This is a genomic window from Flavobacterium xinjiangense (genome assembly GCF_900142885.1).
In the GTDB taxonomy this organism is placed as follows: domain Bacteria; phylum Bacteroidota; class Bacteroidia; order Flavobacteriales; family Flavobacteriaceae; genus Flavobacterium; species Flavobacterium xinjiangense.
In genome coordinates this window covers 1-13,882 of record NZ_FRCL01000013.1, presented here as the reverse complement: position 1 = coordinate 13,882, position 13,882 = coordinate 1, and the positions used below count along the sequence as shown (strand labels likewise).

The following is a 13,882-nucleotide window of genomic DNA, read 5'->3' as shown; positions in this document are numbered from 1 at the left end:
ACCTATTCCTTTTTATTTCTGCGATTTAAGAGCAAAAAGACAGGATAGGAAAGTACTGATATAACTAGAATAATTACAAAATTTTTAGTGTCGCTATAAGCAAAACCCGTCAATAGAGCTATTGTAGCTGTAATCGCCAGTATTGTGGTCCATGGATAGGCCCAAGAACGATATGGTCTTGGTAAATCAGGTTCTTTATTTCTTAATTTTATAAGCGAGCAATAGGCCAATCCCCAAACAATAACCGACATGAAGGTTCCAAATGAAAATAGCACTTCGAAGGAACCGATATAAATCAAAAGTAAACTAATTAAGGATGATACTAAAAGTGCTATTATGGGAGTACCGCCTTTGTTTATTTTAGTTCCTTTTTGAATAAAAAAGCCATCGCGGCTCAATCCGAATAGGATACGAGCCGGAATCATCATATAGGCATTCAGAATACTGATCAAAGAAAAAATGGCTATAACGGTTACTATAATTGCGCCATTAGTTCCAAATACCACTTTAGCAACATCTGCAGCGACCAACGGTGAATTTGCTAATGCGGAAACAGGCAATACATGAAAGAATGCTGTATTTATTAATACATAAAGGACGATGACAATTATAGCTCCGGTATATAATGATTGAGGAATGTTTTTACTTGGATTCTTATCCTCTTCTGCAAAAAAGCAAACGGCATACCAGCCATCATAAGTTCCAATTATTAATTGAAGTGATTTAAAAAATCCAAATAGTATTCCCATTTCAAAAAATGGAGTGTCTTTTTCAATAGGATTAAACTGGACTCCCGAATACATGAAACAGGCTACGATTAAGGCCACAAAAACGCCGACTTTAATCACACTTGTCAGTTGCTGGAAGTAACTCCCGTTTTTTACACCGCTGACATGAAGTACGGTAAAGGCAATCAAAAAGGCAATGGCGATAACTGTAGTCTGACTTTCTAAGCTTGGAAATAAAATAACAATATATTCGCTGATAACGATACAGTAAAAAGCTGGTGGAACTGAATTTGCGATATAGTCAAACCAACCTGACAGGAAACCGGCGTAATCTCCAAAAGCTCTTTTTATATAATTGTAAGATCCCCCAGCTTTAGGCAGCATCGTGGCTAATTCTGCATAGGAGTTTGCGCCAATTAAGATATAGATTCCACCAAAAATCCAACAAGCAATTATAAGCCAATAATTATCTAACATACCTGCAATAATCCCTGGTGTACGTAAAATTCCAACACCAATTGTACCGCCAATTAATACTGCAATACCAAAACTTAAACCTAGACTTTTCTTTAATTGGTTGTTGTTTGTATTTTTCATAATGACTTTTTCGCTTTCACTTTTTGTTTAAGGTGTGTTTTTCGATAGTTTGATTTCTTGGAAAATATGATCCGTTCTCCAAATATAGTAAAACGCAATTTCTTTTTTCAAACAAAAAACCCCGTTTCTTTCAAAACGAGGTTTGTATATTGTTGTTGAACGGGTTTTACCCAAAGAAAATCAAAAAGAGTAAAGGAAATATAACTCCGGCAACTGCAAGTTTCCAGCCGCGTTGTTTGAAACTGAATTTTCCTCCTTTAATCATTATTGTTCCGGTTAATGCAATCAGTATTAAACTCAAAGCAAAAATATCAGAATAATAAATCCAAAAATTAGAAGTGTTTTTATGTAATTTCATGGATTGACTGATAATTGGTGTTTTCAAGAAAGAGACTACTTCTCCTTTTCCAGTTTTCATATCAATTTCGACATCGTGGTTTTCAAAAGAAATTTTAAAAACATCCTTCTTTACATTATGACGTCTGAACTTGTCATCGATTCCTAATTGTTTTCCTAAATCCTCAGCAAATTTCTCGTTAATTTCACTTTCTGCCGGAAGTTTTACTGCTATAGCTTTCGTTTCGGTAGTGTATTTTTCAGGATGCCAAGAATCTCTGTGATTCATCATGAGTCCTGATAAAGCAAACGAGACAATTAGTCCAATATAGAAGTAGCCTAAATCTCTATGTAAATTTCTGAAGGTCTTTTTGTTCATGTGTTTGGAGTGTTAAAATGGTTTTAAAAAAAATTAGACTCTTTTTTTAATAAAAGGTTTAATTAGAATTTATATTTTAAACTCGTCATTACTTGGCGTGGTGCAATTGGATTCACACTGTAATTTTCATGAACGGTATAATTCAATTCATTCGTAATATTAGATAATTTGCATAGGATTGAAAATTGTTTCCATTCGTAGCCTGCAGATACATCAATAGTGGTATAATCGTCTAACGGAATTTCTCTGTCCCAAACGCCATTTGGCATTTTTGAATCATATTGGTTATTCCATCCACCAACTCTTTTTCCGATGTAATTAGCCATAGTCCCTGCAGATAATCCTTTTAATAATCCTGTTGGTACTTTGTAGAATAAACTGAAGTTAGCCGTGTTTGCTGGCGTTCTAACCAAACGATCTCCCTCAATATTGCTTCCGTTTAGTCCTGAAGTTTTGGTATAACGCATGTCATTATAACTGTAACCTGCCATAATATTCAAACCGTCAACTGGTTTTGCAGTAATGTCGATTTCTACTCCTTTGCTTTTAGTTGCTCCGCTCAAAACTTTTACATTTGTATCGGTATTTTGTGTAACACCATCTGCTTTAAATTCGGCAGTTTGAGCTAAATTACTATTGGTAATTTGGTATAAAGTTACATTGGTACTGAAAATTCCTCTCCAGAAATCTTTTTTAACCCCAACTTCATATTGGTCTATAACCGAAGGTTTAATTACTTCATTGTTTACTGTAAATCCAGTATTTGGTGTGAATGAGTTGGCGTAGCTAGCAAACAAAGACGTGTTTTTTGTTGGTTGAAAAACCAGTCCCACTTTTGGCGAAAAAGCCTCGTCAATACGTTTTTTCTCCTCCGTAACGGTGTTTTTTATCAAGTCTGATGTTTCTGGTTGTGCTTCTTGCCAAGACCAACGAATTCCTGCCAAAATCTTAAATTGTTCCGTAACTGAAATTAAATCTTGTGCGTAGATTCCAAAACGGTTGGTGTCTGTCTTTACTATTTTAGTGTTTTTTGAATTTGGTATGGCTCCACCTTGGTCAAAATTATCAAAATCAAAAATATTACCACTACCATAAGTTGTTGGAGAAAATGTGAAGGTATAAGCTTGTAAAAAAGAGTTTTCAAAATCTATACCAGTGAATAATTGGTGTTTCACTTTTCCGGTTGAAAAATTACCTTGCAAACTGAATTGTTCTCCAATGATTTGTTCTAAGTTTTTATTTTGTCCCAATGGTCGTTTCCAGTCTCCATTAGCAGCAGGTTGAATACGTTCCGTTCCTTTGGAAGTTCTGTTGTAGTCTTGAAATGAAGTATTAAAATCCAGTTTCCAGTTTTTATTAAAATTGTGGCTTACCAATCCTGAAACGGATGCAGTTTTTGTTTGTCCGTTAGACCAAGTTGCCCCCAAGTAAAGATTACGGGGAAGATCCACAATTTCTTTGCCTATGATTCCTGTCCCAAAATCAGGAGTCCAATTGTCATGTAAATAATCTCCTTGCAAGGTGATTTCTGTTTTATCACTCACTTTGAAAAGAAAAGAGGGATTGATGTAATAACGTTCTTTTTTTACAACATCTCTAAAGCTTTCTGAATTTTCATATGAACCATTAAAGCGGTAGGCAATATATTTATTTAACGGACCGTAAACATCAATTGATGGTTTGTAAAAAGAATAGCTTCCTATTTGCATCCCTATTTCTCCTCCTTTTTTGAATGAAGGCGCTTTAGTTACCATGTTCAAAATTCCACCTGGAGCTACGTTTCCGTATAATAATGCAGCACTCCCTTTTAGTATTTCTACTTTTTCTAATGAAGAAACTTCAGGAATTGAACCTCCATTAAAACGGAAACCGTTTTTAAACATATTGTTTGCAGACATGTCATATCCTCTAGACCAGAAAGATTCCTGAGCTCCACCACGTGCAGAACCAACGTAAACGCCATTTACATTTTTTATTACATCGCTTAGTCTGATTGACTGTTGTTGTTCTATAATTTCTGCGCCAATTATTTGTACACTTTGGGGAATGTCCATAGGTTTCAAACCTGATCTTACCGCTGAAACTGATTTTTTTTGTTGATTTTGTGTTACAATAACTTCTTTAAGGATTCCCCCTTTTCTATTTTTTATGGTATCAGAAACAGTATCAAATGTTTCAATTGTATTTGAATTTTCATTGTTACTTGCTGTTTCTTGGGCAAAGCCAGCCATACTAATTAGTAAAGTTAAAGTAGGTAGTAAAATATATTTCATGATTGTTTATTTGGAATAATTAAAAATAACGATGCAAATATATAACCCACTTTTGATTTAACAAAACTTATTTAGATTAAATATGAATAAAAAATTAACTAATTTTTAAACTATTGATAATTAAGTTTTTATAATTTACCAACGTCAGAAAGTAGTGGTGATATTAATCCAAATCATTTCGATTTAATCTTGCTGTCTATTCTTGATATCAAAAAAAAACACATTTCAAAATGAAATGTGTTGAATTAAAAGTGGCGATTTGCTGATTTTATTTTATGATTATTCGTTTACTAATACTAAAAAAATTAGTCGCAAATTTGTCATAAATTTTTATCCTTAAAAAAGAAAAATTAAATATTATTTATTGAAATTTTGCTGTAAAACCTAAATAAAAACTTCTTCCTACCGCCGGTATTATCCCTGGCCCAGGATATTCATCTGTTCTGCGGGTAAAGTATGATTTATCAGTTAAATTATTGGCACCTAACTTGATTGCAAAATTTTTCAATTTATAAGAAGCACTCCAGTCTAAAACTGTGTATGCTGGAATATAACCCGCAACCGGATCTTCACTGCTCATTGCATTTGAAGCATCACCGTAAGCATCTCCAACAGAATTAACCTGTAAAGTGGTCGATAATTTACTAGTGCTAAAAATTAAACCCACACGATTTATAGTTTTAGCGGCGGCTTCGACTCTTTTTCCTTTAAATTCTCCTGTGGTGTATTTTGCATCTACGTAGGCAAAGGAATTGAAAATACTTAAACCGAAACTAGATTGCGAATTCAAGTATTTTAGAATATTAAACTCGATATAACTTTCGATACCCTGGTGTACACTATTGGCAATATTCTTTCTAACAGAATAATAGTCGCCACTGATAGGGTCTGTCGCCAAAGTCACTCCTATACGTTTGTTATATGCCATATAAAATCCACCAATGTCAAAATTCAGGTAGTTTCTAATAGTACCTCTGTAGCCTAAATCACTATTAAATCCTTTTGAATCTTTTAGATTGGGGTCAATTTTAGAGCTAATTCCAAAAGGTTCTAATTGGCTGTAATCTATCGGGCGATAAGCTTGACTAATATTGGCATAGATACTGGTGTTTTTTCCAGGTTTTAATTCCAATCCAAGCCCTGCTAATGCAAAAGTTCTATTTCTAACTTCATCTGTAATTTGAATGTCGCCTTCTACTTCTTTATGTCCTTTGGCAGTACTTCTTAAATATTCAAATCGAAAGCCAGGAGTTACAGTAAAATTTTTGGAGATTTTAATAATATTTTCTACAAACGGTGCTAGATTTGTGGTGCTAAAATCCAAATCATATCCCCAATCTCCCGAAATTGATAAATCAAAATCGCTATTTGTTGTTCCTTCTCCACCACCTTGACGCTTAAACCAAGCGTAGCTCTGGCGAACACCGCCTGCAAAAGTTGATTTTTGATTCCCTAAAGAATAATTTTGTGAAAAACGTATTTCGGTTGTGGTATTGTTCATTTTTTCAATACCCACTTCTCTTGGTACATATGCTCCCGTTATTGGGTCTATGTCGTCTGTAGCTGCAGCACCACCGTCTTCATTTCTCCAAACTAAAGAGCGGCTGCTAAACAAAAAAGTTGACTTAACGCTCAAAGTGCTGTTTTCCGAAGGAGTATAATCGGCGTAAGCCGTTATGATATTCCATGGACTTTTTAGCCAGTTTCTCGCTCGTGTAGATGTTTTTGGATTTGCATTGAATAAGCTGTCGGTTAATCCTCCCGGCATTTTTATTTTATTTCGAAGTAAAGAATATTCAACTCCAAAATTTAATTTGTCGGAATGATTGTATTGTATTTTTCCAAATCCAGAAACTTGTGATTGCTGGCTGTTGGGTCTGTATCCGTCCATATTGCGGTATTGTAAAAAGCCATAGTAGCTTATTTTTTTATAATTCCCACCAACAGAATTGAAGGAATTATACAAACCATAACTTCCTATAGTTTGTGAAGTAATGAATTCAAAAGGTTTATTTTTTGGGATATCTTTAGTAACATAATTGACTAAACCACCAAACTGTGATCCAAATTGCAACGATGCTGCACCTCTAACCATTTCGATACGACTTACGGCTTCCATTGGTGGAATATAATAGGATTCATTATAACCATAAATATCAGCACTGATGTTGTAGCCATTTTGTCTCGTGTTCATCTCGACACTTTGGGACGGATTTAGCCCACGTGTTGCAATTCCGTTTGCTGTAAATCCACTACTTTCAGTTTCTACAATATTCAATCCTGGGATTCTTCCCAGTATTTGACGCGTATTATTGATGGCTTTATTGGCATCGAGACTGTCAACAAGAATGATTTCATTTTTTTTGCCAGCGTAAATGATTCCGTCTTTACTGTCGGTCATGTGCCCTATGCCATTTACGGTTTTGAACCCTTTTACAATAACTTCTTTCAGTTCATTTTTAATGTTTTCTTGCGCGTGTATGGTTTGTAGCCCAGCTAAAGCAACAAGAGTAAGTATTATTTTATTGAAATTCATATAACGGTTTTTGTATTATAAAAAAATTATTTTCGGTAATGATCGGTTAGTGTTCCAAGAAATGTTTCTAATTGACTTTCTTCTTCGGTTGTCATTTTTAAATCGCCCAATTCATCTCGATTCACGTTTTCAAGCACTTCTGGAGCTCCGAATTCGGTGGGTTTTATATCTCGAACATTGTAAAAATGAATGACTTCTTTTAAGGTTTTAAACGATCCGTTATGAAAATAGGGAGCGGAAATCGCAATATTTCGCAATGTTGGAACTCTAAATTTTCCGTTGTGTTCGGGTTCTGAAACGACACCGCCAATACCTAAATCAATAAAGTTCACTCCCGCAGGATTTAATGCTGTTGATTGGTTATAAAATGGATTTTTTTCGTTTCTGGGCACTCCAATGTTATCATAGCTAAAATCAGTAAATAGAATTTTACCCGTTTTAGCATCCGGTTCTAGAACATGACATTGTGCACATTTTCCTTTCCCCTGAAAAATGGCTAAACCTTTCTTTTCAGTATCTGAAAATTTTATTAATTGTTTAGAGAAATAATCAAATTTTGAGGTAAATGAATTCACTTCTTTAGATGTTTCAAAAACGGCTAAAGCATCGGCAACATAAGACATTAATTCTTCGTCAGTCTTTGCTACTCCGTATTCTTTTTCTATTTCCGAAAAATAGGAAGCATTTTTTATTTTGGAAACAACATTTGCAATGGTGCCATTATTCATTTCTACTGCACCAATAAAGGGATGAATGAGTTGTTCTTTTAGGTTTGGGGATCGCCCATTAAGAAAAAGACCTCCAATATAAGTTTCATCGGTTGTGTTGTACATACGCTCCGGAGAAAATACGTTGTAAGCTAAATTTGGTGAATTGATGTTTGAAAAAGTACCAGTTACAGCTCCCTCCGAAATGTCTCTGTGTAAAGGGTCACTAAAGCCAGTTTCAGGCGCATGGCAAGAGGCACACGCTTGACCGATAGGGTTTGAGAGGTTTTTATCAAAGAAAATCAGTTTTCCAATGGCTATTTTATTGCTAATGACGGGCACATATTCGGAATCATCGGTACAGCTGGATAGCATTATCGCAGCTACAAAGGCAATTAAAAAGTATTTCTTACTCATTTATTTGGAATAATTAAAAATAACGATGCAAATATATAACCCACTTTTGATTTAACAAAAATTATTTAGATTAAATATGAATAGTGAATTAAAAATAGTTTTTACACGATTGAAATTCAGAGTTTTAGGGGCCTAAAAAAACCTCGCTTTGTTATGGCGAGGTTTTCATTTATGGCGATATGTTAAAATTTTACTTGGTTTTATTCATTGCAAATTTCTCAGAAGTGGCTTTTCCTTCCAGAGTTCCGGAAATTTCAGCTACTAAGTTATCCTCGTTTATTTGGGTATAAATTATTTTTTTTGGATAATCATGTTTTGGATTCTCAAAGATCAGTTGTTTTTCGGTTGAATTGGTTAGTTTGAAAGAAACGGGCTTGTCACTATTTTGTCCTTTTACGGTTGCATTATAACTCAATACTTCTCCATTTTGCTGGAGAGTAATGGATTCAAAGTGTAGGGTGTCTTTTTCTTTTATAAAGTATGATTGGGCTTGAAACGTACTATCATTTACTTTTTTCCATGTTTCGGAGAGATTTCCGTCTGCCGTTTTGCTTTCCCATTCTCCCAGAATCCAACGGGCTTCTTTGATTTTATCTTTTTCGTTAGAACCTGAATTTTTGCAGGAAATAAGGACTAACAAAAGTAGTAGAAGAGTTATTTTTTGAAACATTATATAGATTTTTTGATATTATTTTGAAATGCTAAATTATGAAAAAATAAAATAGCGTGCTTTTTTTAGATTTGGAATATCCAAAGCGAGTAAACATTTGAATACTTTTTCAAACAAATAATTAAAATGCCACTCCCGAAACTTCGGTATTGAAAACTTTACCACATAAGTCCTGTAAGGAAATATAAGCAGTTGTTTTTACAGCTAACTTCAATGCTCTTATATGACTTATATGGTTGAATGCTGTTTATTAGGGTATGTAACCTTAAATATTTTCCTTCAAAATAGTATAAACCAATTCTTTGGTCGGTTTTTGATCTTTTAGTTTCAATCTGACCGTATCAAAAGTCACTTTAAAATCGCAGCCTGATTTATACTGACTGCAACCATAAGCCGTTTTTCCTTTTAGCACGGTTCCTTTCTGGCATTTCGGACAGGTTAATTCGTCAGGTACGGCTTTCGCCAAAGTTTTCTTAGGTTCTAAAATGAGTTGGAAATTTTCATCAAAGCGAAGTAAACCTTCCACAGTGCCGGCATTAGTTTTAAAGTCTTTCAAGTTTACAGTAGACCCTTTTTGCAGTAATCGCAAGTATTGGTTTTCGGATATTTTTTTCTCGGCAAAAGTGTAAGGTAACAAAAAGGTACAGCCTGATTTATAATCAGTACAACCATAGGCTGATTTCCCTTTGATGAGAGTTCCTTTTTTGCATTTCGGACAAGCTTCCGCCAAAATCCCTGCAACTTTCTTTTTCTCTACTTTAGCTACTTCTTTTTGAACACTTCCTGCATGCGAAATATTAGCGCGTCTCGTTTCGCTGCGGACTTCGTACACCAAAGTTTCGACCATGTTTTTCATGTTCTTAATAAACGAACCAGCGGTAAACGTTCCTTTTTCAATATCTTTCAACTGCTTTTCCCAAGAACCTGTCAATTCTGCCGACTTTACTAACTCATTTTGAATGGTATCAATTAGTTGAATCCCCGTTGGCGTTGGTAAAACCTGTTTTTTGTTTCTTACGATGTATTGACGTTTAAAAAGGGTTTCAATAATATTGGCTCGCGTTGATGGTCGTCCAATACCGTTTTCTTTCATCAATTCGCGTAAATCTTCATCATCCACCTGTTTGCCAGCGGTTTCCATAGCACGCAATAAAGTCGCTTCGGTAAATTGATTCGGTGGTTTGGTTTCCTTTTCCAAAAACGAAGGTTGGTGCGGCCCTTTTTCGCCTACAACAAAACTCGGCAAAATATCGGCTTCTTTTTCTTTGGTATTAGGATCTTCAAAAACGACACGAAATCCTTTTTTTAAAATCTCTTTTCCCGTGGTTTTAAATAAAACATCGGCAGCTTTCCCTACTACTATGGTATTGGCAACCAAACAATCGTCATAAAACACTGCAATAAATCGCTTTGTAATAATATCATACACTTGCTGCTGATTGTATTGCAAATTACTTTGAATCCCCGTTGGAATAATCGCGTGGTGATCGGTTACTTTTTTATCATTGAAAACCTTGGGTGATTTTTTTATCTTTTTTTCCAAAAGCTGCTGCGTCAATGCGGCATAATTCGTTAAGTTTTTCAGAATTCCAGGTACTTTTGGATAAATATCATTGGGTAAAAATGTGGTATCGACTCTCGGGTAGGTGACTACTTTTTGTTCGTATAACGTTTGTACAATTTTAAGCGTTTCATCTGCAGTAAAACCAAATTTTGTATTGCAATACACTTGCAACCCTGTCAAATCAAAGAGTTTTGGTGCAAACTCATTACCGTTCTTTTTTTCGATAGAGACAATTTCAAACTCACTTTCCTTGACTTTATTGGCGAGTAGTTCTCCATCTTCCTTTTTCAAAAAGCGTCCTTCCTCATAGCTAAAAAGCGTTTCTCTATATAAGGTCTGCAATTCCCAATAGGGTTGCGGTTTGAAATTCTCAATTTCTTTGAATCGGTCCACGACCATTGCCAAAGTTGGCGTTTGCACCCTTCCGATAGACAATACTTGTTTGTATCCGCCATGTTTTACGGTGTACAAACGTGTGGCATTCATACCGAGTAACCAGTCGCCAATGGCTCTTGAAAAGCCTGCGTAGTATAAATTATCGTAGTTGGCGGATGGTTTTAAGTTCTTGAAACCCTCCTTAATGGCTTCGGTGGTCAGGGACGAAATCCACAAGCGTTTTACCTCGCCTTTGTACTGTGCTTCGTTCATAACCCAGCGCTGAATCAGTTCTCCCTCTTGCCCGGCATCCCCGCAGTTTATGACCAACTCTGCTTTGTCGAACAAACTTTTTATGATTCGGAATTGCTTTTCTATACCCGAATTTTCCACCACTTTGGTTTCGAATTTGTCGGGAAGCATAGGCAGATTGTTCAAATCCCAACTTTTCCAATGGGGTTTGTAATCGTTCGGTTCTTTCAAGGTACATAAATGCCCAAAAGTGTATGTTACCTGATAACCATTGCCTTCATAATACCCGTCGTGCTTGGTATTGGCTCCCAAAACGGATGCGATTTCGCGTGCTACACTTGGTTTCTCGGCAATACAGACCTTCATTTTCTCTTACTGATTTAAGAGCGCAAATTAGGAATTTAGAAATTGGTATTAAAAAGAAATCTACAGGAGTTATGAACGGCTAGGGCATGCTGTTTATTAGGAGCAGACCGATTGGTGTTTTCAATAACGCATCTTCCTGCTGTCCTCTGTATCTCAGAGTCCCGTCCCGATGCTTCGGGATCGGGACTACGAGGATGCCGCTTCCATCAGGGCTATTGATTGCGTTTTATTTTCATAATAACCATAGCAAAAGATTCTGTAGCTCGCTATTCATTTTCTGCTGTACTGTATTTATGCGAGCCGTCACAGTTGGGCATTTTTTTAGACAATCCACAAATGCAATCATTGATTCCTTTTCCGTTAAGAATACGTTGCGTGTATTTTTCAATTCGGGTTTCGCGGGTTTTGGATTGTTTAGCCTCCGAAAAATGGAGATTGTAAGCGCGTTGTCGCCCCGGAGTTAAGGCTTCAAAAGCCGTTTTTAATTGGGGATTTTTGTCTAAAGCAATTTGCAATTCTTCTACTAGTTCAAGTTCCGTATTGCTTTTGAAAATAACTTTCAGCCCCGCTTTTTCAATTTCAATAGCTTCATAAATATAGGCTTTGATTATGGATTGCTGTTCTATGATTTCTTCCAAATTGGTAAACTTAAAAAAACGCATGGACTGACTGTTTTCTCCCGGTTTACTTAGGAGACTATTGCTGTCTTGTAACAAAATTCCTTTAAAAAAGCTAAGTGTACAATATTCCTTAAAATTGCCTATAAGTACAACATTGTTTCCCTGAAAACAGTAACAAGGCATACGCCACTTGAATTCTTCCGTTAGCCCGCAATCGAGCAGCAATTGTCGTAATTGCTTTATTTCGGGTTGCCATTTTGTGGCATTGTTTATAAAGTCATCAACTTTGGGATTCATTTTAGTGGATTTTAAAAATAAAAAAAGTTTTAGTTTTATAAAAGTATTAAAATAAACGCATTGCAAATGCTACGATTGTGCTAAAAATTAAAATTGGTACTCGTTGTAAACGAGCATCAGTGGGAACGAAGTTTTCTCGAAAACGAAAATATTATTTAATAGGATGCTGTGCGAAGTCTCCCGACTTCGTGCCTATCAAGATATGCCGGTACAAGTTTTTCAAATTCAATACTCATTATATCTGGTGAAATTATTCAAATTCAAAACATCAACAATTGGAAGGTCTACTTTTTCGATTTTTAATAAGCCTGTATCAGAAACATAATTACTGGCACTTGAATAAATATAGTGTGATGCTTTTTCTACAATACCTGAACGAACAGGGTTAAGATGAATATAATCCAACTTTGACCACATGAATTTGTTGATGTAAACTTCTTCGGGTTGATTGCCATATTGCCAAAACTGATGATTTTTGTTTCTGGAATGACTTTCGATTGCCAATTTAAAACGTTCCAACATCCATTCTCTTCTACTTTCAGGATCAGATTTTATTTTTTCTATAATTTTTGTAGCAGTGAATTTTTTAAAATCTCGCAACAAATTTGATAACTCTCCATCGCCAGATTGCACTATCATCTGTATATGATTGCTCATAATGACATAGCCATACAAAATCATAGCTTTGTTTGTAATGCAGAAATCTAAACATTCCACAACTGTGTCTCTGTGATTTTTTCTTGTAAAAACATCAACCCAATCAGCAACTGTTGTCGTTATAAAATGTGGTAAAGTTTGGTCTCTTATTTTATATCCGTCTTGCACAACTTTTTTGTTTAAATATAATGATGTTTTTGCTACAAATAAACACTTGCCTCCTGTTTGTTACCTATTGGAATGATTGGTGCTGTGCGATTGCGTGCTGTGCGAAGTCTCCTGACTTCGTACCCATTCCTATATGCCGTTCTAATTTTAGTAAACTTTATTTTCCTGAGTTTGTTGATCATTGGAATGGCTGCGAAGTCGGGAGACTTCGCAGAGCAATCACGATTAAATTTTGCTGTTACAACTTATTCATACTTCGCAGAGCGGGTGTTTTTGCTACAAATAAACACTTGCCTCGTGTTTGTTACCTACTGGAATAATTGGTGCTGTGCGATTGCGTGCTGTGCTAAGTCTGCTGACTTCGTACCCATTTCTATATGCCGTTCTAATTTTAGTAAACTTTATTTTCCTGAGTTTGTTGATCATTGGAATGGCTGCGAAGTCAGTAGACTTCGCAGAGCAATCACGAGTGCATTTTGCAGTCACAACTTATTCATACTTCGCAGAGCGGATTTTAAAAATAAACGAAGTTTGGTTTTATAAAAGTATTAAAATAAATGCGTTGCAAACACTATGATGCTGTAAATTAAAATTGGCAATCGATGCTGGATATTCCGCTGCAAAGGTCGCCACGATTCCGCTACAAAGTACGCCACCCATTCCGAAGCAAAGGTCGCCACGATTCCACTGCAAAGGTTGCCACTTATTCCGGAGCAAAGTACGCCACTTTACTCCTGATTTAGCACTTTTAAAGGACTGACATTCCGACACAAAGTACGCCACCTATCCCAGATCCATTGTCTCACTAAGTAGAGATTTAACCGCCATTTACCATAAGTTTGGTTTGTAATCAAAAAACCACTTGCAGTATGGCAAATAAACTACTTAGTATGATTAAGATTAGACAGATACTTTTATTCTTAGAACGTGGTGTTTCACA

Annotated in this window: 9 protein-coding genes; all 9 read right to left on the bottom strand. The window is 35.7% G+C overall.

The annotated features are described in order from the left end of the window. Positions 1–2 precede the first annotated feature (2 nt). Positions 3–1,325 carry an APC family permease gene (locus tag BUC23_RS13955; protein WP_073210455.1) on the bottom strand — a complete coding sequence of 441 codons (1,323 nt, stop codon included), beginning with the start codon at positions 1,323–1,325 and terminating at the stop codon, positions 3–5. A 166-nt stretch (positions 1,326–1,491) separates the two neighbouring features. After that, positions 1,492–2,040, bottom strand: coding sequence for a PepSY-associated TM helix domain-containing protein (locus tag BUC23_RS13950; protein WP_073210453.1), 549 nt, complete (start codon positions 2,038–2,040; stop codon positions 1,492–1,494). 62 nt (positions 2,041–2,102) lie between these two features. Further along, complete coding sequence (locus BUC23_RS13945) at positions 2,103–4,313, bottom strand: TonB-dependent siderophore receptor (protein ID WP_073210450.1); 2,211 nt, start codon at positions 4,311–4,313, stop codon at positions 2,103–2,105. A gap of 361 nt (positions 4,314–4,674) precedes the next feature. Next, a complete protein-coding gene (locus BUC23_RS13940; RefSeq protein ID WP_073210448.1) occupies positions 4,675–6,849 on the bottom strand; it encodes a TonB-dependent receptor family protein in 2,175 nt (724 codons plus the stop codon). A 26-nt stretch (positions 6,850–6,875) separates the two neighbouring features. Then, entirely contained in the window at positions 6,876–7,973 is a 1,098-nt protein-coding gene (locus tag BUC23_RS13935) for a cytochrome-c peroxidase (RefSeq protein WP_073210446.1), read from the bottom strand. A 190-nt stretch (positions 7,974–8,163) separates the two neighbouring features. Beyond that, entirely contained in the window at positions 8,164–8,643 is a 480-nt protein-coding gene (locus tag BUC23_RS13930; protein WP_073210444.1) for a DUF6265 family protein, read from the bottom strand. A 265-nt stretch (positions 8,644–8,908) separates the two neighbouring features. Continuing rightward, on the bottom strand, positions 8,909–11,200 hold the full coding sequence (locus tag BUC23_RS13925) for a DNA topoisomerase 3 (protein WP_073210442.1): 2,292 nt from the start codon (positions 11,198–11,200) through the stop codon (positions 8,909–8,911). Positions 11,201–11,466: 266 nt separating this feature from the next. Then, positions 11,467–12,117, bottom strand: a complete 651-nt coding sequence (locus BUC23_RS13920) for a DUF1801 domain-containing protein (RefSeq protein ID WP_073210440.1) — start codon at positions 12,115–12,117, stop codon at positions 11,467–11,469. Positions 12,118–12,342: 225 nt separating this feature from the next. Further along, positions 12,343–12,942, bottom strand: a complete 600-nt coding sequence (locus BUC23_RS13915) for an REP-associated tyrosine transposase (RefSeq protein ID WP_073210438.1) — start codon at positions 12,940–12,942, stop codon at positions 12,343–12,345. Between the last annotated feature and the right edge of the window lie 940 nt (positions 12,943–13,882).